We start from the raw sequence: 19,080 nt of genomic DNA, 5'->3' as shown, positions 1-19,080 counted from the left end.
ACCCGAGCGGACGTCAAGTGCCGGACCACACAGTGGCCGGTATGCCCCGAGGGTGACCCGACACATAAGGAGTGCGCGGTGACACCGGAGAAGACGAATCGCGAACAGCGCCCCAAGGAACGCACCGAGCGCGCCGGCCGCAGGCCCGGCGAGCTCGGCAGCCTGGACGTGTGGGCCCGGTCCGCCCCCATCCGCCTGGCGGGTTACGAGGACGACCTCGCCGAACCCCACATCCTGCCCAGCGTCGACTGAACCCACGGCAGGATCTTCGCGATCGCCGACCGCGGTGGCGTACCGCCACACTCACGCCCCCGCGGAACACAGCAGCCGCGGCCGACACCGGCCGCGGCTCCGTGTGTCGCGGCCATGAGTCGGCCGCGTCTCGTGTGTCGCGGCCATGCGCCGGCCGCGCTAGTCCTTGCGGCCGGTGACGGCCACGGTCACGCCCAGGGCGATCATGGTCAGTCCGCCGGTCCCGCCCACCAGCGACAGTCGGCGCGGGGAGCGGGCGAACCAGGCGCGGGCGGTGGAGGCGGCCAGGCCCCACATGCTGTCGGAGGCCAGTGCGATGGCGTTGAAGACGAGGCCCAGCACCAGCATCTGCAAGGTGACGTGCCCCCGGTCGCGGTCGACGAACTGCGGGAGGACGGCCGCGAAGAACACGATCGTCTTGGGGTTGGTCACGCCGACGGCGAACCCCTCCCAGAACGTGCGCAGCCCGCTGTGCACCTCCCCGCCTCCCGCGAACGCCGCCCGCAGCGAACCGCGGGTGCGCCACGCCCGGACACCCAGGTACACCAGGTAGGCGGCGCCGGCCAGCTTCAGCGCGGTGAAGACCAGGACGGAGCGTTCCACGACGGAACCGACGCCGACCGCCACGGCCACCACCAGCAGATAGGCGCCGAGCGTGTTGCCCACGACGGTGGTCAGCGCGGCCCGGCGCCCCTGGGCGAGCGCCCGTCCGACGACGAACAGGACGCTGGGGCCCGGGATCACGATCAGCAGCAATGACAGCGCCGCGAAGGCGAGCAGTCGGTCGGTGGACATCATGCTCTTCATGCAAGCACGGCGAGGCGTCAGCTCTCAGCCCTATTTTCCGTGCCCTCTCAGTCCAGCGGCGCCGTGCGCTGCCACGGGTGCAGCTCCTCCAGCTGCCGCGCCACCTCCAGCAGCAGCGCCTCGGAGCCCGGGCGGCCCACCAGCTGGACGGCGGTCGGGGCGCCGGAGGGCAGGGTGCCGAAGGGCACGGACATCGCCGGCCAGCCGGTCAGGTTCCAGGGCGGGGTGAGGGGCGAGTAGTTGGTGTTGGCGAGGATGTTGGCCAGCCAGCCCCGCTCGTGCCAGGCCACCGACCGGGGGGAGCGGCGGGCCAGCGCCGGGGTGAGGAGCACGTCGTACTCGGTGAAGAACGGCTCCAGACGGCGGCGCAGCCGCTCCCGGCTGTCGCCGGCGCGGACGCGGCCGACGAAACGGCGGCCGACCGCGGCGTGCACGCGCGTGCGCCGGGCCAGCCGGCGCGGGTCGAGTCCCTGGGCGTCCACCGCCGTGCCCGCCGTCCAGTGGGCGAGGGAGGTCGTGCTCAGTGAGAGCGGGTAGGGCGGGTCGGCGCGGCGGACCTGGTGGCCGGCCTTGATCAGGACGCCGGCGGCGTCGCGGGCCGCGGCCGTGTAGGGCCGGGTGACCGTGACGCCGGCCAGGGGGCTGCGCAGCGACACGGCGATCCTGCGCATGGCCGGCTCGGACGGCCCTGCCGCCTCGGTGTCCGTGTCCGCGAGGACCGCCAGCATCAGGCGGGTGTCCTCGACCGTCGTGGCGAGCGGCCCGTTCTCCGACATGCCGAACCAGTCGCCGTCGCTGATGCCCGCGGGGACGACCCCGTGCCCCGGCTTGATGGTGACCAGACCGCAGTTGGCGGCCGGGATGCGCAGGGAGCCCATGCCGTCGTTGCCGAGGGCGAGCGGCACGAAGCCCGCGGCCACCGCGGCCCCGCTGCCGCCCGAGGAGCCGCCCGCCGTACGGGTGAGGTCCCACGGGTTGCGGGCGGTGCCGTGCACGCCCTCGGTGGTGCCGAAGACACACAGCTCGGGCACGTTCGTCAGGCCCACGACCACCGCCCCCGCCGCCCGCAGCCGGGCCACGGTGACATGGTCCTCGGCGGCGGGCGTGTCCGGCGTCGCGGCCGAGCCGACCCGGTTGGACTCGCCCCGCACGGCGAGGTTGTCCTTGACCGCGACCGGCACACCGGCCAGGGGCAGCTCGGCCAGGTCGGCACGCGAGGCCACCTCGTCGGCCTCGGCCAGCGCCGCCTCGGCCCGCACGACCCGGAACGCTCCCACGCGTCCGTCCAGCCGCTCGATCCGGGCGAGATGCTCGGCCACCACGTCCCGCGGCGTGGCGCGCTTCTCGCGTACGGCGGCGGCGATCTCGGCGGCGGTCCGGCCGACCCAGCTGGTCACGGGCGCTCCTCGGGGTGCGTTACAGGGGCTTGCTCGTCAGTACTCGTCAGTAATCGTCGGTACGGAGAGCACTCTGCCCCGGAGCCCGGCCCCACGTCGAGAGCACCGGCTCTTGGACATTCGGGTGGGTCTTCTTGGACTTTTGGAGCGGTGCCGTCGGGCCGCTCTCCTCGGACCCGCAGGTCATCCGATCACTGGCCCAACTGGGGTCGAATCGCGCCCCATTGACAGCCCTGTGAGGCCGCCCAATGATCAGACCTCCGATGAATGGGAGCCTCCGTCCGAGGTGGAGTGGCATGGCTGAGTTCCGGAAGCGAGCGCTGCGCCTGCTCGGCGCGACGGCGGCACTGACACTCCTGGCGGCGCCGACGTCGGCGGCCGCGCAGGAGGAACAGCAGCAGGAGGGGCGGGCGCCGGTCACGGTGCCGGCACTGGCCGACTGGTCGGCCGAGTCGGGCGGCTACCTCTTCGGCCGGGGCACCCGACTGGTCGCGGACACTCCGGCGGAGCGCCGCGTCGCCGACACCCTCGCCGACGACCTGCGGGCGGCTGGGCACGGCACCGTGCCGGTCGTCCCCGGCGGGGCCCGCACCGGCGACATCGTCATCGACGTCCAGGCGTCTCGCACGGCTCTCGGCGCCGAGGGCTACGAACTCCGCGCCGGACGGCGGCTGTCGGTGACCGGCGCCACCGAGACCGGCGCCTTCTACGGCACCCGCACCCTCCTGCAACTCCTCGCCCAGGGCGACCGGATCCCCGCCGGGCGCACGGTCGACGGACCCCGCTACCGGGAACGCGGGGTCGGCGTCTGCGCCTGCTACGTCCACATCACGCTGCCCTGGCTGGAGAACCTGGTCCGCGAGATGGCGTACCACAAGCTCAACCAGCTGCTGGTCGAGCTGAAGGTGAAGAGCGACGCCCACCCCGAGGCCGACACCTGGGGCTACTACACCAAGGACGAGATCCGCCGGCTCGTCGCCCTCGGCGACCGGTACCACGTCGAGATCATCCCCGAGATCAACTCCCCGGGCCACATGGACCCGTGGATCGAGAACCGCCCCGACCTGCAGCTCACCGACTCCGACGGCAACAAGCAGCCCGCCCGCCTCGACGTCACCCGGCAGAAGGCCTTCGACTACTACACCGGCCTGATGGACGAGTACGCGCAGGTCTTCACCGCGAAGTCCTGGCACATGGGAGCCGACGAGTACATGCTCGGCTCCGACTACTCCAAGTATCCGCAGATGCTCCAGTACGCCCAGGACAAGTACGGTTCGAGCGCCACCCCGCAGGACGCGTACGTCGACTTCGTCAACCGCGTCCAGGCCTACGCCGCGAGCAAGGGCCGGAAGCTGCGCATCTGGAACGACGGGCTCACCGGCGCCAACACCGTGCCCGTGGCGGCCGGTACGACCGTCGAGCACTGGCTGAACGTGGCGGTGAAGCCCAGTCGACTCATCGCGCAGGGCTACCCGTTGATGAACGCGGCCTACTCGCTCTACCTCGTCCGCGGCGGCTTCCACTCCGACACCCGGTCCCTGTACGACCAGAGCTGGGACCCGCGCAGCTTCGAGGGCGAGAAACTCGCCTCCGGCAAGGGCGTCACCGGCGCGAAGATCAGTCTCTGGCCGGACAACGGCCGCGGTGAGACCGAGAACGAGGTCGCAGTCGAGCTGTGGCCCGCGCTGCGCCACATCGCCCAGGCCACCTGGGGCGACCCCCACCCCGACGCCACCTACGCGGAGTTCACCGCCCGCCGCACGGCGGTCGGGCACGCGCCGGGGTGGCGGGATCCGACCCGGCTGCCGGTGCCGGTGCCGGAGGGGGCGTACACCCTCACCACCGGCGGGGTCTCCTTCAAGGCCGACCTGACCCGTACCGCGGACGGTTACGCCTCGCTCAGGACCGCGGACGGCTGTCTGGAGATCAGCGGCGGCAGGCTGACGCTCAACGTGCCGCTCCAGCCCGGCATTGAGGCCGACCGGGCAGCCTGTGACGCGACGGACACCCTGCAGCGCTGGCAACTGGAAGCCGCCGCCGGCGGCTTCCGGCTCGTCAACGCGATCACGCAGATGGCGCTGAGCGTCACCGACGACGGCCGGACGGTCCAGTACCCGCCGGACCAGCGCACCCCGGCCGTGTGGCACCTGACCGCCGACTGACCCGAGGAGCAGGAACACCATGGCAGTCTCCAGACGTACCTTCGTCGCCTCGGCGGCGGCCCTCGCCGCGGTCGGCGTCCCCGCGACGCCTGCCCTGGCGGCACCGGCCGACGCACCTTACGGTTCCCTCGTCCCAAGTCGGTCGATGAGTTGACCGACATCTACTTCGGCTCGGTGGGCCGCAACTCGGTGCTGCTGCTGAACGTCCCGCCGGACACCGACGGACTGCTCCACGCCACCGACGTGGTCCGGCTGCGCGAGTTCCGTGAACGCGTCGACGCGGAGCTGCCCACCGACCTCGCCCGGGGCGCGCGGGTCGCGGACTCCGCCGGGGCGCGGACCGTCGACCTCGGCACGGCACGCGAGGTGGACCGGATCCGGCTCGCCGAGGACGTCCGGCACGGTCAGCAGGTCGAGGCGTTCGTGGTGGAAGCCGTCGTCGACGGGGACTGGGTGCGGGTCGCCTCGGCGGGCACCATCGGCGCGAGCCGCATCCTGCTGCTCCAGGCGCCGGTACGGGCCCGCCGCTGGCGGCTGCGGGTCACGTCGGCACGTGCGGCCGTCCACCTCGCGCAGTTCGCGCTCTACCGCTCGCGGGTCTGACGGCGGGAACGCCGTCACGCGTGGTTCCGGCGGTGCTTGCGCACGCGCCAGACGACGAGGGCGACGACCGCCAGCACGGCCGTCACCAGCGCGACGGAACGCCCGACCAGGGTCTCCGCGTGCTGGTAGGCGGCCCCCGCCGCATAGCCCAGTACGGCGTTGCCGACGCCCCAGATCACCCCGCCGAGCGCGTTGTAGAGCAGGAAGCGGCGGTACGGCATGTCCGAGGCGCCGGCCATCGCCGGGACGAAGGAGCGGAACAGGGCGATGAAGCGGCCGATGAACACCGCCGCCGGCCCGTGCCGGCGCAGCAGGTCGCGGGACTTCTCCACCCGCTCCGTCTTCCGGCGCAGCGCACGGCTGCCCAGCAGCCGCGGCCCCAGTCGCCGGCCGATCTCGTAGCCGACGCCGTCTCCGAGGATCGCGGCGACGACGACGGCGACCGACAGCCACACCAGGTCGACCACGCCCTGCCGGGCCAGCACGCCGCCGACGATCACCGCCGTCTCACCGGGCAGCACGAACCCGAAGAACAACGCGTCCTCGGCGAAGACCATGGCCGAGACCACCACGTACACCACGGGCGCGGACAGATCGTCGAGCCAGTGGAGGAGCGTGCTCATCCGCCGACTCCCTTCCCGGCCGCCGCCCGGTGACCTTCACCGGCGGCACACCGACGAGTACCCCCGACCGGCGCCGGGAGGCGTCCCCGGCCCGGCGGCGCTTCACTGTCGTCCGCAGGGACAGCGTGTCACCGGGGGGCGTGCCCGCACCCAGCGCGGTGCGTCGAGGCCGAGGGAGGCCGGACCCGCCACCCGACGGCAGTGGCCGCGCCCGCGCGCGGCCCGCGCCGTCATGTCTCACTCAGGACCCGCTCCAGGAAGTCCACCGAGTCCGCGGCCGGCAGCGCGACCACGCTGAGGCGGTCCATGACGGCGAGGTAGTGGTCGACGTCCTCGGGCTTGTCCAGGTAGAGGGCGCTGGAGAGCTGCTCCAGGTAGACGACGTCGGGCAGGTCGGGCACGGGGAAGCGCAGCACGGTGACCGGGCCGCCGGCCGCCGCGTGCCCGCCGACGTGGAAGGGGAGTACCTGCACGGTGACGCCGGGAAGGTCGGCCGCCTCCGCCAGTCGGCGCAGCTGGGCGCGCATCACCTCGGGGCCGCCGAGCGGTCGGCGCAGTGCCGCCTCGTCCACCACGACCCACAGCCTGGGCGCGTCGGGCCGGGAGAGCAGTTCCTGGCGGGTCATCCGGAGATCGACCCGGCGCCGGACGGCGTCCTGCGAGGTGACGGTGCGGCCCAGGCGGATGACGGCCTCGGCGTAGGCGGGGGTCTGCAGCAGGCCGGGGACGAACTGGACCTCATAGGTGCGGATGAGGGAGGCCGCCTCCTCCAGCCCGAGGTGCTGCTCGAACCAGCTGGGGAAGGCGTCGCCGTACGCCCGCCACCAGCCGGGCCGGTTCGCCTGCCGCACGGAGTCGAGCAACTCCTCCCGTACGTCCGGGTCCTCGACGCCGTACAGGGTGAGCAGATCGGCGACGTCACGGACCTTGAACCCCACGCGGCCCAGCTCCATGCGGCACAGTTTGGCGTCCGAGGCGCGGATGGCCGACGCGGCGGTCTCGCGGGTGATGTCGAGGGACTCGCGCAGGCGGCGCAGGCGGGTGCCCAGCATGACGCGCTGTACGGTCGGCCCGCCGTGCCGGAGGCTCACGACGCCGGAGGCGGGGCCGGGGTCGGGAGAGACGCGTTCGGGGCGAGCCGGCGTCATGATCGTCCCCTCGGGAGAGGTGGAGTGGCCGGAGGGCGACGGTGCTCGACCGGCGCCCTCCGGCCGTCCGCGGGGTGTGCTGACCTCAGCGACCGGGGAGTCGGCCGTCGAAGTCGCCGTCCTTCACACCGCGGACGAAGGCGGAGATCTCGGCGCCGGTGCAGACGAGTGCCGGACCTTCCAGGTGACGGGAGTCGCGCACGGCCACACGGCCGTCCGGGAGCAGCGCGAGTTCGACGCAGTTGCCCTCGGGGTTGCTGTACCGGCTCTTGTGCCAGACCACGTCCGTCAGTTCGGCCGCCGGCATGCCGTTGTCCACTCGTCGCATCTGAAGCCTCTTCGCGATCGACTCGCCCGGCGGACACCGTTGTTGCCCGAGAATGACAGTACCAAGATCCTCTGCAATTGCAGCGGTAATTGCGTTTTTCACGGTTTGCGGCCGATACCGCAGACCGTGTCCACCCCGCTGGGCGTCTCACCGACGTCGACGGGCTCCGGATGCCACTCGGAGATGGGCACGATGCCGGGTTCGATGAGCTCGAGGCCGTCGAAGTAGGCCGCGATCCGCTCGGGCGGGCGCAGGTGGTAGGAGCCGGTGGAGTTGGCGTTGTAGACGGCGATGGCCCGGTTGAGCGCCTCGTCGGTGTCGGTGCCGTCGGCCAGGGCCAGGCAGCTGCCGGAGGGAAGGGCGTCGAGATAGCGCCTGACGAGGGCGTGCGGGTCGTCGGAGTCGGGGAGCTGGCCCAGGATGCCGAGCATGGTGAGGGCGATCGGCCGGTCGAAGTCCAGTGTCCGCGCGGCCTCTTGGAGGATGCCTTCGGGGTCGCGGACATCCGCTTCGAGGTAGTCGCAGGCGCCTTCGGGGGTGCTGGTGAGCAGGGCCTGGGCGTGCACCAGCACGAGGGGGTCGTTGTCGACGTACACGATGCGGCTGTCGGGGGCGATCCGCTGGGCCACCTCGTGGGTGTTGTCGGCCGTGGGCAGTCCGGTGCCGACGTCCAGGAACTGGCGTATGCCCGCCTCGGCGGTCAGATGGCTCACGGCCCGGACCAGGAAGCGCCGTTGGAGGCGGGCGAGCATGGCGATGTCCGGGAACATCCGCAGGATCGCCTCGCCCGCCTGCCGGTCGGCGGCGTAGTTGTCCTTGCCGCCGAGCAGGAAGTTCCACACCCGGGCCGAGTGGGGCCGGTCCAGTCGCAGCCGGTCGTCCGGCGGGGCTTCGTCCGTCATGGGGAAAGGGTCACACGAACTGGGCTGCGTCGTCCGGCCGTTGACACCGGCCGGGGGTCGCCGCGCCGCGTGCCGCGGGGCCTCCGCCCCCTCGGGTGAGGCGCCGCGTCAGCGGCCCCGCGCCGCCCCCGTGCTGTCGCGCACGATCACCCGGGGTACCGGTACCCGCACCGTCCGGGCCGGCCCCCCGTCCACCAGCGCGGTCAGCTCCCGGGCCGCGGTGCGCCCGAACTCCACGCTGTCCCTGGACAGGGCCGACAGCCACGGCTTGACCATGCGGCACAGCGCCGAGTCCTCCCAGGCCACCACCGACACGTCGGCCGGTACGGAGAAGCCGAGTTCGGCGGCGGTGGCGACACCCGCGACGGCCATCACGTCGTTGTCGTAGATCAGCGCCGTCGGGGGAGCGGGGCGCTCCAGGACCCGGCGGGTGACGGCCGCGCCCTCCGCGTCCGAGTAGTCCGTGGTCACCGACTCCACCTCGGTCAGGCCCCGGCGTCCGGCCTCGGCGCGCAGGGTGCGGATCCGGCGCTCGGTGTGGGCCAGGCCCGGCAGACCGGCGATGTGCACGATCCGGCGGTGGCCCAGCGCGTACAGCTCGTCCACGACCGAGGCCATCGCGCCCGCGTCGTCCGCCCACACGGTGGAGATGCCCGGATGGCGTTCGTCCGGCGCGCCGCCGATCACCACGGCGGGCAGGCCGAGTTCGTCGAGGAGGCCGGGGCGCGGGTCGTCGGTGCGCGGGTCGACGACGAGGACGCCGTCGACGCGGTGCTCGGCCCACCAGCGCCGGTAGACCGCGCACTCGTCGGCCACGTCCTCCACCACCTGGAAGAGCAGGCCGAGATGGCGTTCGGCCAGCACCTCCTGGATGCCCGAGACGAGCTGGAGGAAGAACGAGTCCACGCCGAGCGTGTCCGCGGGCCGCGCGAGGACGAAGCCGACCGTCGCCGCGCCCTCGCCGGACAGCTGACGCGCCGCCGTGCTGGGCCGCCAGCCCAGCTGCTCGGCGACCCGGCGCACCCGGTCGCGGGTCCCCTCGGAGACCCCCGGCCGGCCGTTGAGCGCGAAGGACACCGCGCTCTGGGAGACCCCGGCGTGCCGCGCGATGTCCTTCATCGTGGGCCGGGGCGCGGGTGACCGCTTGCCTGACACGGTGATTCCCCATTCGTCCGAAGGATTCCGCGAGAATATGCACTAATGCGGTTCAGCTGCAAGAACCTAATGCGCTTTAGCAACTAATGAAATTAGCTTCGCCGGTGCCATTGACGGGCCGCTGAAACGGCGTGCAGGGTCTCGGTCGTTGGCCAACCCCGCTGCCACTCCGCCGCACAAGGAGGCCGTTCCATCGTGCCCGTATCCCGCAGAACCCTCGCCGCCGCCGCTGCCCTCTGTCTCGCCCTGCCGCTGAGCGCCTGCGGCTCCGGGGGTGACGGCGGCGGCTCGACCGACGCCTCGGGCAAGGTCCAGGGCGACATCACCTTCCAGACCTGGAACCTGCGCGCCAACTTCAAGGACTACTTCGAGGGAGTCATCGCCGACTTCGAGAAGAAGTACCCGGACACCCATGTGAAGTGGGTCGACCAGCCCGCCGAGGGCTACGCCGACAAGATCAGCGCGGACGCGGCGGGCGGCACCCTGCCCGACGTCGTCAACGTCTCGCCCGACCTCGTCGCCCCGCTCGCCAAGGCCGGCCTCGCCCTCGATCTCGACAAGGCCGCGGCGAAGTACAAGAAGGAGTACCTCGAGGGCGCCTGGGCCAGCCATCGGATACCGGGCATGACGGGGACGTACGCCTTCCCCTGGTACCTCAACACCGGCCCGCTGTTCTACAACAAGTCCCTCTTCAAGAAGGCCGGCCTCGACCCCGAGAAGCCGCCGAAGACGTACGACGAACTCTTCGCCGACGCCCTCGAACTCGCGAAGAAGAGCGACGGCAAGGTGGCGACCCTCGCCAACGTCCCGACGATCGAGGACTTCGGCCGCTACGGCGTCGAGCTGATGAACAAGCAGGGCACCGCCTTCACCTTCAACGACGCCAAGGGCGTCCAGATGCTCGCGAAGTACAAGGAGCTGTACGACGCGAAGGCCCTGGACCCGCAGGCGCTCACCGCCACCCCGGAGTCCTCCGGCAGGAAGTTCCTCACCGAGGCCGTCGCCATGAACCCCGGCAGCGCCCTCGACCTCGGCAACTTCAAGAAGCAGGCGCCGAACCTGTACAAGAACATCGGCATCACCGACCAGATCACCAGCACCGGCCACGTCAACATGTACGTCATGGGCGTGATGGTCAACTCCAAGACCAGGCACACGCCGGCCGCCGTGGCCTTCGCGCACTTCGTCACCGACGCCGAGCACCAGATGTCCTTCGCCAAGAAGGTCGCCATCTTCCCGAGCACCGCCGGCTCGCTCGACGACCCGTACTTCACCAAGGAGGACGGCACCGACGAGACACGGGTGCGCATCGCCGCCGCCAAGTCGCTGAAGAACGCGGTCAACTACACCCCGGTGCTGTTCAGCGAGCAGATGAAGACGGCGCTGCGCAACGAGGTGGCCAAGGCGCTGCAGGGCAAGGAGAGCCCCGAGGCGGCTCTCGACAACGCTGTCAAGCAGTGCAACACGCTTCTCCAGCAGCAGGGATAGCAGCCGATGGCCCTGTCCACCGCCTCCCGGGTGCAGCGCGTGCGGCGCCAACTGCCGTTCAGCCCCTGGCTGTTCGCCGCGCCCGGACTGCTGATCACCGGCGTGTTCATCCTGTACCCGTTCGTCTCCACGCTGGTCAACTCCTTCACCGACCGCCGCACCCTGATCCCGGGGAAGTTCGTCGGGCTCGCCAACTTCCGCGAGCTGCTGCACGACGACATGTTCTGGATCGGCCTGCGCAACAGCACCCTCTACGTGGTGGGGGTCGTCCCCGCGCTCGTCGTCCTGCCGCTGCTGCTCGCGCTGCTGGTCCAGAAGAACATCCCCGGCATCACCTTCTTCCGGTCCGCCTTCTACACCCCGGTCGTCGCCTCGATCGTCGTCGTCGGGCTCATCTGGGTGTGGCTGCTGGACGAACGCGGCCTGGTCAACTCGCTGCTGGAGACCATCGGGGTCGGCCGGGTCGGCTTCCTCAGCGACCAGTGGCTGCTCCTGCTGAGCGCCATGGCCGTCACGGTCTGGAAGGGCCTCGGCTACTACATGATCATTTATCTGGCGGCGCTGGCGAACGTCCCCCGCGAACTCCACGAGGCCGCCGCCGTCGACGGCGCGGGAGCGGTGCGCCGCTTCCTCACCGTCACCGTGCCCGCCGTCCGCTCGACCATGGTCCTGGTCGGCGCGCTGTCCTCGGTGGCCGCCTTCAAGGTCTTCTCCGAGGTGTACCTGATGGCGGGGCCCAGCGGCGGACCGGCCGGCGAGGACACCACCCTGGTCATGCTGGTCCAGCGCACCGGCACCGGCCTGACCGGGCGCGTCGGCTACGCCTCGGCCATCTCCGTGGTCGTCTTCGTCGTCACCGTCGCCCTGATGCTGCTCGTACTGCGCGCCGACCGGAGGGACGAGACATGAGCGTCCTGGAGAGGACACGACCGCGGACCGAGAAGCCCGCGGCGCGCGAACCCCGCGTCACCGACGAGCACGGCCGCCGCATCCGGGTGTGGGAACTGGTCCTGCGCTACGCGCTGTTGCTCGCCGTGCTGGCCCTGACCGTCGGCCCGTTCCTGTGGCAGCTGTCCACCTCCCTGAAGGGGCCGACGGAGGACATCTTCAGCTCCCCGCCCAGGTTCCTGCCGGGCCACCCGACCCTGCACAACTACGAACGCGTCGCCGACACCATCCCCGTCTGGGACTACGCCCTGAACTCGCTGAAGGTCGCCACCGCCAACGTCGTGACCAACTGCGTCGGTTCGGCCCTCGCCGGCTACGCGCTGGCCCGGCTGCGCTACCGGGGGCGCCGGGTCGCCACGCTCGTGTTCATCCTCGCGATGCTCGTGCCCGTCGAGGGCATCATCATCGCCCAGTTCACCACCATGCGGGAGCTGGGCCTGAACAACACCCTCGTCGGGGTCGTCCTGCCCGGCTGCATCGGCGCCATGAACGTGCTGCTGATGCGCAACGCCTTCCTCAACCTGCCCTACGAGATCGAGGAGGCCGCCTACGTCGACGGCGCCAACGTCTGGCAGCGGTTCCTGCGCATCGCGCTGCCGTCGGTCAGGGGAACCGTCGCGGTCGTCGCCATCTTCGCCTTCATGGGCGCCTGGGACGACTTCCTGTGGCCGCTGATCGTGCTGAGCGACCCCTCCAGGTTCACCCTGACCATCGGCCTCAACTATCTGCACGGCACCTTCGCCAACGACGAACGGCTCGTCGCCGCCGGCACGGTCATCGCCGTGGCACCGCTGATCGCCCTGTTCGCCTGTCTGCAGCGGTATTTCTTCCGCGGGGTGGGCGAGGGCGCCGTGAAGGGCTGAACATCCCCGACTCGCCCCCGCAAGGACACCGCATGCCTCCTGCCGTGCGCTTCGGCGTCAACTACACCCCCAGCGAAGGGTGGTTCCACCACTGGCTCGACTTCGACCCCGACTCCGTACGCGCCGACCTCGACTCCATCGCCGCACTGGGCCTCGACCACATCCGGGTCTTCCCGCTGTGGCCGTACTTCCAGCCCAACAGGACGTTGATCCGCGGGCGTGCCGTCGAGCAGCTGACGCAGCTCGTGGACGCGGCGGCCGAACGCGGGCTGGACGTCAACGTGGACGGCCTGCAGGGACACCTGAGCAGCTTCGACTTCCTGCCCGCGTGGACGCGCACCTGGCACCGGCGCAACCTGTTCACCGACCCGGACGTGCTCGACGGCCAGGCGGAGTACCTGCGCACGCTCGCCGCCGCGCTCGCCGACCGGCCGAACTTCCTCGGCATGACCCTCGGCAACGAGGTCAACCAGTTCTCCGCCGGCCCGCATCCCGACCCCGACCGGGCGACCGAGGACGAGATCGACGCCTGGCTGCGGCGCATGCTGGCCGCCTGCGAGAAGGGCGCCCCCGGCAGACTGCACCTGCACGCCGAGTACGACGCCACCTGGTACCAGGACGACATGCCGTTCACCCCGGCGCAGGCCGCCCGGCACGGGGCGCTGACGGCCGTGCACTCCTGGGTCTTCAACGGCACCGCCCAGCGCCACGGCCGTACCGCCGTCCCCACCGAACACCACGCCGCCTACCTCGTCGAACTCTCCAAGGCCTGGGCCGGCGACCCGCACCGACCGGTCTGGCTGCAGGAGGTCGGCGCACCCGCGCCGCTGGTCCCGCCCGAGCACGCCGCCGCCTTCACCGAGGCCACCGTCGCGAACGCGCTGGACTGCCCCGACCTTTGGGGCATCACCTGGTGGTGCTCCCACGACGTGTCCCGGGAACTGGCCGACTTCCCCGAACTCGAATACGGCCTGGGCCTGTTGACCAACGACCGGCGCCCTAAGGACACGGCACGGGTACTGGCCGCGGCTGCATCCGGTGAGCACAGGGCTCCCGCCCCGCGGACCACTGCGCTCGTGGTCCCCGCCGAGCCGGGCTCGCGCTCCCGCTGCGCTCCCGGCGGCCCGGTCTTCGACGCCTTCTTCCGGCTCACCGCCGACGGCGCCCGGCCCACGACCGTCCTGGACACCCGCGCGGACGACGGGGACCACCTCGCCGCGCGCGGCATCACCGAAGTCGTCACTCCCGAACAGGTACTCCCCACCCCACAAGGAGGCACCAGCTCGTGAACCCCACCAGACGCACCGTCCTGCTCGCCGGCGCCGCGGCCGCCCTGCTGCCACCGCTGCCCGCCTTCGCGGCGCCGAAAGCCACCGCCGCGGCCACCCAGCCGTACGCCTCGTACTGGTACCCCGACTCCCTGCCCGCGGGCTCCCCGGGCACCGGCGTCACCTGGCGCAGCCTGAAGTCCTGGACGGCCGCCGGCGACCCGGACCTCGCCTTCAACGCCGCCTCGGTGCCGCTGGCGTCCCGCTTCACCCCGACCCCGGCGAACGCGACCGCCCGCTCGGGACAGGCCCGCGTCCAGTCGCTGGTGTCCTTCGGGCCGACGTCGGGCAACCCCTCCCAGGGCTCGGCCACCGCCGACTACTACGCCCTCACCCACTGGGCGTACCTCGACGAGCTGGTGTTCTGGGGCGGCTCGTCCGGCGAGGGGCTGATCCTCGCCCCGAACGCGCCCATCGTCGACGCCGCCCACCGCCACGGCGTCCCCGTCCTCGGCAACATCTTCCTGCCACCGGTCGCCTACGGCGGACAGCTGCAGTGGACGCGGGACCTGGTGCAGAAGGACGCCGCCGGACACTACCCGCTCGCCGCACAACTGGTGGCTGTGGCCGCCGCGTACGGCTTCGACGGCTGGTTCGTGAACGCCGAGACGAGCGGCGGCAACGCGGCGCTGGGAGCCGACATGCTTGGCTTCGTCAAGGAGCTGAAGGCGCTGGCAAGGGCCCGTGGACAGCGCGTGACCTGGTACGACGCCATGACCGTGAACGGGACGGTGAGCTGGCAGGGGGCGCTGAACAGCCAGAACCAGGCGTTCTTCCAGGCCGCCGACGACATGTTCGTGGACTTCCGCTGGAGCGCGGGCAGCCTCGCCTCCTCCGGGCAGAAGGCCGGTCAACTGGGGCGCAGCCGGTACGAGTTGTGGGCGGGCGTCGACGTAGAGTCCAACGGGTCGAACACGTCCGTGAACTGGGACGCGATCGTGCCCGCCGGAAAGGCGCACATCACGTCCATCGGCTTCTACCGGCCCGAGTGGACGCGCAACCACCTGCCCGCCTCGCGCACTCCGGACGACTTCCACACCGCCGACGACCGGTTCTGGACCGGGCGTTCACTGGATCCGTCGCGGCCCGACACCGCCGACCCCTGGCGGGCGCCCGCCGTGTCGGTCGCGGACCGGTCGACGGTGAGCGGGGTGCCCTTCGCGAGCACCTTCAACACCGGGCACGGGCTGCGCTGGTACGAGAAGGGGGTCGTCACGTCGGACACGCCGTGGAACCACCTCGGCCTCCAGGACCGGCTGCCGTCGCGGCGGTGGGTGGTGCGGACGGCGGGGGCGCGGCCGGCGGTGTCGTTCGACTTCGCGGACGCGTGGCGGGGCGGCAGCAGCGTGCTGGTCGACGGTGAACTGGACGCTCCGACGACGGTCGAGCTGTACGCGACACGGCTGCCGGCCGGCACCGGCACGGTGGTCGAGCTGACGCACCGGACGGACGCGGGGACCGTGAACATCGAACTCGCGGTCGCCCTGGCCGAGCCGGACGCCCCGGGTGCGACACCGCCGTACACCTTCCTGCCCGTGAACTCGGTCGACAGCTGGCAGACCGTGACCGTCCCGCTGACAGGTCTGACGGGGACGGTCCACTCGATCGCCGTACGGCTCACCGCGACCGCCGGTCCGGTGCGGTGGCGTCTCGGCGGCCTCGCGGTCCGCGACACCGTCGCCACCCCCGAGGCCCCCTCCGGCCTGCGCGTCACGGCGGCCTCCGGCGGCGACCTGCGCCTCGCCTGGGACCCCGCACCCGGCGACGTACGTCACTACACCCTGCACCGCCTCCTGGCCGACGGCACCCGCCGCTTCCTCGGCGCGACCTGCCAACGGGCGTACTTCCTCGCCGGCCTGCAGCCCGAACAGGGCGAGAAGGCCGCGCGGTTGGAGCTGCGCGCCGTGGGGGAGCTGTACACCTCGTCGGCCCCCGTCACCGTGACCCACACCTGGTAACCACCCGCCACCGGAAGAGCTACGGAGCACCCGCATGCATGACGACCGCACCCTGGTCGAAGCCCGTCTCAAGCGCGTCCTGGACGAGCGCCTCCGTCCCGCCGTGTACCCCGAGGCCGTGCCGCTCGAGGTCGCGGTGTGGCACGCGCCCGGTGAGCCGGTGCCGGTCGCCGAGGGGCTGGCGGCCGAACCCGAGCCGATCGCGGTGGGCGCCCGCTGGGGTGCTCCGTGGGGGACCAGCTGGTTCCGCGTCACCGGGACGGTGCCCGAGGCGTGGGCCGGCCGGACCGTCGAGGCGGTCCTCGACCTCGGCTTCGACGAGAACATGCCCGGCTTCCAGTGCGAGGGCCTGGTCTACCGCCCCGACGGCACACCGGTGAAGGGCCTCAACCCGCGCAACCAGTGGGTGCGGATCGGTGCCCCCGTCGAGGGCGGCGAGGAGGTGCGCCTGCACATCGAGGCCGCCTCCAACCCGGTCATCCTCGACTACCACCCCTTCCTGCCGACACAGTTGGGCGACAAGGAGACCGCCGGCAGCGACCCCCAGTACACCCTCACCCGCATGGACCTCGCCGTCTTCGACGAGACCGTGTGGCAGCTCGTCATCGACCTGGAGGTGCTCGGCGAGCTGATGGCCGAGCTGCCGGTGGAGTCCGCCCGGCGCTGGGAGATCCTGCGGGCGGTGGAACGCGCCCTGGACGCGATCGACCTTCAGGACGTCAACGCCACTGCGGAAGCCGCCCGTTCGCGTGTGACCGACGTGCTGGCGACCCCCGCCGCTCCTTCCGCCCACCGCGTCAGCGCGGTCGGCCACGCGCACATCGACTCGGCGTGGCTGTGGCCGCTGCGCGAGACGGTCCGCAAGGTCGCCCGCACCACCTCGAACATGACCGCCCTCCTCGACGACGAGCCCGACTTCGTCTTCGCCATGTCCCAGGCCCAGCAGTGGGCGTGGGTGAAGGAGCACCGGCCCGAGGTGTGGGCGCGGGTGAAGAAGGCCGTGGCCGACGGCCGGTTCGTGCCGGCCGGCGGCATGTGGGTGGAGTCGGACACCAACATGCCGGGCTCGGAGGCGATGGCCCGTCAGTTCGTGCACGGCAAGCGATTCTTCCTCGACGAGTTCGGCATCGAGAACGAGGAGGCCTGGCTGCCCGACACCTTCGGCTTCGCGGCCGGGCTGCCGCAGATCATCCGCGCGGCCGGCTCCAAGTGGCTGCTCACCCAGAAGATCTCCTGGTCGCAGACGAACAAGTTCCCGCACCACACCTTCCGCTGGGAAGGCATCGACGGCACCCGGATCTTCACCCACTTCCCGCCGGTCGACACCTACAACTGCTCCATGAAGGGCAGCGAACTCGCCCACGCGGCAAGCAACTTCAAGGACAAGGGAGTGGCCCGCCACTCCCTCGCCCCGACCGGCTGGGGCGACGGGGGCGGCGGCACCACCCGTGAGATGGTCGCGAAGGCCGCACGCGTGCGGGACCTGGAGGGCTCGGCGACCGTCACCTGGGAGACTCCGCGGGACTTCTTCGAGAAGGCCGAGGCCGAATATCCCGAGCCGCCCGTCTGGGTCGGCGAGCTCTACCTGGAACTCCACCGCGCCACACTCACCAGCCAGGCGAAGACCAAGCAGGGCAACCGCCGCAGCGAACACCTCCTGCGCGAGGCCGAACTGTGGGCGGCCACCGCCGCCGTACACGCCGGATTCCCGTATCCGTACGAGGAGTTGGACCGCCTCTGGAAGACGGTGCTGTTGCACCAGTTCCACGACATCCTGCCGGGCTCGTCGATCGCGTGGGTGCACCGGGAGGCGAGGGCGACGTACGAGCGGGTCGCCGCCGAACTGGACGCCGTCATCGACGCCGCCCAACGCGCCCTGGCGGGCGAGGGTTCGACGCCCCTCGTCTTCAACGCGGCCCCGCACGCCCGCGCCGGCGTCCCCGCAGGCGCCGCGGGCACCGCACTCACCCAGGGTGCGACGCACCTCTCGCCGCGCCCCCGCGGCGGGCACGTCCTCGACAACGGCCTGCTGCGGGTGGAGATCGACGCCCGGGGCCTGGTCGTGTCCGCGTACGACAGCACGGCCGACCGCGAGACGATCGCCCCCGGCCGGGCCGCCAACCTCCTCCAGCTCCACCCCGACTTCCCGAACATGTGGGACGCCTGGGACGTGGACGAGTTCTACCGCAACACGGTGACCGACCTCACCGACGCCGACGAGGTGACCCCCGGCGAGGACGGCACGTCGGTGCGGATCGTGCGTTCCTTCGGCGCCTCGCGGGTCACGCAGGTGCTGTCGCTGCCGCCGGGGGAGCGGCGGCTGGTGCTGGACACGGAGGTGGACTGGCACGAGACGGAGAAGTTCCTCAAGCTCGCCTTCCCGCTCGACGTGCATGCCGAACGGTACGCGTCGGAGACCCAGTTCGGTCACTTCCACCGCCCCACCCACACCAACACCTCATGGGAGGCGGCGAAGTTCGAGGCCTGCAACCACCGCTTCGTCCATCTGGAGGAACCCGGCTGGGGTGTCGCAATCGTCAACGACTCGACCTACGGCCACGACGTGACCCGCACGGTGCGCACCGACGGCGACCGCGGCACGACCACCACGGTCCGCGTGTCCCTGCTGCGCGCTCCGCGCTTCCCGGACCCGGAGACGGACCAGGGCGTGCACCGCTTCCGGCACGCGCTGGTGCCCGGTGCGGGCATCGGGGACGCGGTCCGGGAGGGCTGGCGCATCAACGTCCCGGAGCGGCGGGTCGAGGGTGCGCGCGAGGTCGCGCCGCTGGTGTCGGTCGATCAGGAGGCGGTGGTGATCACCGCCGTCAAGCTGGCCGACGACGGCAGCGGGGACGTCGTGGTGCGCTTCCACGAGGCCCACGGCGGGCGGGTTCGGGCCGTGCTCTGCGCCGGGTTCGAGGTCGCCGACGTCACGGTGACCGACCTCCTGGAGCGGCCGCTGACGGACGGCGCCGCGGTGGAGCGCGACGGCGCGCGGATCGCCGTACGCCTGCGGCCCTTCGAACTGGTGACGTTGCGGTTGCGGAGGGCCTAGACGGGTGTCGAACAGGCGGACCGTCCTCGTCAGGCGGGTCCCGGGATCCCTGGCGGCCCGTGC

The 19,080-nt window shown here is 71.7% G+C and carries 15 protein-coding genes and 1 pseudogene; 9 read left to right on the top strand and 7 right to left on the bottom strand.

Features of this window, described 5'->3' with window-relative positions; genetic code table 11:
* Positions 1–78: 78 nt before the first annotated feature.
* Positions 79–252, top strand: a complete 174-nt coding sequence (locus ACIGDI_RS15055; RefSeq protein WP_106980896.1) for a hypothetical protein — start codon at positions 79–81, stop codon at positions 250–252.
* A gap of 159 nt (positions 253–411) precedes the next feature.
* Here the strand turns inward: ACIGDI_RS15055 and ACIGDI_RS15050 are convergent, their stop codons facing one another.
* Positions 412–1,050 carry a LysE family translocator gene (locus tag ACIGDI_RS15050; protein WP_399895793.1) on the bottom strand — a complete coding sequence of 213 codons (639 nt, stop codon included), beginning with the start codon at positions 1,048–1,050 and terminating at the stop codon, positions 412–414.
* Positions 1,051–1,106: 56 nt separating this feature from the next.
* Entirely contained in the window at positions 1,107–2,456 is a 1,350-nt protein-coding gene (locus ACIGDI_RS15045) for an amidase (protein ID WP_399895790.1), read from the bottom strand.
* Positions 2,457–2,752: 296 nt separating this feature from the next.
* Between ACIGDI_RS15045 and ACIGDI_RS15040 the strand changes: the two genes are divergently transcribed.
* Entirely contained in the window at positions 2,753–4,618 is a 1,866-nt protein-coding gene (locus ACIGDI_RS15040; RefSeq protein WP_399895787.1) for a family 20 glycosylhydrolase, read from the top strand.
* Positions 4,619–4,747: 129 nt separating this feature from the next.
* Positions 4,748–5,221: pseudogene (locus ACIGDI_RS15035) on the top strand (alpha-1,3/4-fucosidase); the annotation flags it as partial.
* Positions 5,222–5,235: 14 nt separating this feature from the next.
* On the opposite strand, the gene ACIGDI_RS15030 reads toward ACIGDI_RS15035, so the two are convergent.
* The 5 genes from ACIGDI_RS15030 to ACIGDI_RS15010 all read right to left on the bottom strand — a co-directional run bounded on the left by ACIGDI_RS15030 (position 5,236) and on the right by ACIGDI_RS15010 (position 9,341).
* Positions 5,236–5,844 (bottom strand): DedA family protein, encoded by a 609-nt coding sequence (locus tag ACIGDI_RS15030; protein ID WP_399895784.1) that lies wholly within the window; start codon positions 5,842–5,844, stop codon positions 5,236–5,238.
* A 230-nt stretch (positions 5,845–6,074) separates the two neighbouring features.
* Positions 6,075–6,992: a helix-turn-helix domain-containing protein gene (locus tag ACIGDI_RS15025; protein ID WP_399895781.1), complete on the bottom strand. Its 918-nt coding sequence runs from the start codon at positions 6,990–6,992 to the stop codon at positions 6,075–6,077.
* 85 nt (positions 6,993–7,077) lie between these two features.
* Positions 7,078–7,320, bottom strand: a complete 243-nt coding sequence (locus tag ACIGDI_RS15020; RefSeq protein ID WP_399895778.1) for a DUF397 domain-containing protein — start codon at positions 7,318–7,320, stop codon at positions 7,078–7,080.
* Between the two features lie 98 nt (positions 7,321–7,418).
* Positions 7,419–8,222 carry an SAM-dependent methyltransferase gene (locus ACIGDI_RS15015; protein ID WP_399895775.1) on the bottom strand — a complete coding sequence of 268 codons (804 nt, stop codon included), beginning with the start codon at positions 8,220–8,222 and terminating at the stop codon, positions 7,419–7,421.
* Positions 8,223–8,330: 108 nt separating this feature from the next.
* Positions 8,331–9,341 (bottom strand): LacI family DNA-binding transcriptional regulator, encoded by a 1,011-nt coding sequence (locus ACIGDI_RS15010; protein ID WP_200698912.1) that lies wholly within the window; start codon positions 9,339–9,341, stop codon positions 8,331–8,333.
* A 231-nt stretch (positions 9,342–9,572) separates the two neighbouring features.
* On the opposite strand from ACIGDI_RS15010, the gene ACIGDI_RS15005 reads away from it, so the two are divergent.
* Genes ACIGDI_RS15005 through ACIGDI_RS14980 form a run of 6 tightly spaced genes read left to right on the top strand, consistent with a single transcriptional unit; the run spans position 9,573 to position 19,017 of the window.
* Positions 9,573–10,865 (top strand): ABC transporter substrate-binding protein, encoded by a 1,293-nt coding sequence (locus ACIGDI_RS15005; protein WP_399895773.1) that lies wholly within the window; start codon positions 9,573–9,575, stop codon positions 10,863–10,865.
* Positions 10,866–10,871: 6 nt separating this feature from the next.
* Positions 10,872–11,774: a carbohydrate ABC transporter permease gene (locus ACIGDI_RS15000; RefSeq protein ID WP_200698889.1), complete on the top strand. Its 903-nt coding sequence runs from the start codon at positions 10,872–10,874 to the stop codon at positions 11,772–11,774.
* On the top strand, positions 11,771–12,676 hold the full coding sequence (locus tag ACIGDI_RS14995) for a carbohydrate ABC transporter permease (RefSeq protein ID WP_399895770.1): 906 nt from the start codon (positions 11,771–11,773) through the stop codon (positions 12,674–12,676). Before ACIGDI_RS15000 ends, ACIGDI_RS14995 begins: the two co-directional genes overlap by 4 nt.
* A 32-nt stretch (positions 12,677–12,708) precedes the next feature.
* Complete coding sequence (locus ACIGDI_RS14990; RefSeq protein ID WP_399895767.1) at positions 12,709–13,965, top strand: glycosyl hydrolase; 1,257 nt, start codon at positions 12,709–12,711, stop codon at positions 13,963–13,965.
* Positions 13,962–15,962, top strand: coding sequence for an endo-beta-N-acetylglucosaminidase (locus ACIGDI_RS14985; RefSeq protein WP_399895764.1), 2,001 nt, complete (start codon positions 13,962–13,964; stop codon positions 15,960–15,962). Before ACIGDI_RS14990 ends, ACIGDI_RS14985 begins: the two co-directional genes overlap by 4 nt.
* A 34-nt stretch (positions 15,963–15,996) precedes the next feature.
* A complete protein-coding gene (locus tag ACIGDI_RS14980) occupies positions 15,997–19,017 on the top strand; it encodes an alpha-mannosidase (protein ID WP_399895762.1) in 3,021 nt (1,006 codons plus the stop codon).
* The last annotated feature ends 63 nt before the right edge of the window (positions 19,018–19,080 follow it).

Origin of the sequence: Streptomyces sp. NPDC085900, from assembly GCF_044540925.1 — a bacterium.
In the GTDB taxonomy this organism is placed as follows: domain Bacteria; phylum Actinomycetota; class Actinomycetes; order Streptomycetales; family Streptomycetaceae; genus Streptomyces; species Streptomyces gilvifuscus.
The sequence above is the reverse complement of the archived record's forward strand: the minus strand, read 5'-3'. Positions and strand labels throughout refer to the sequence as shown.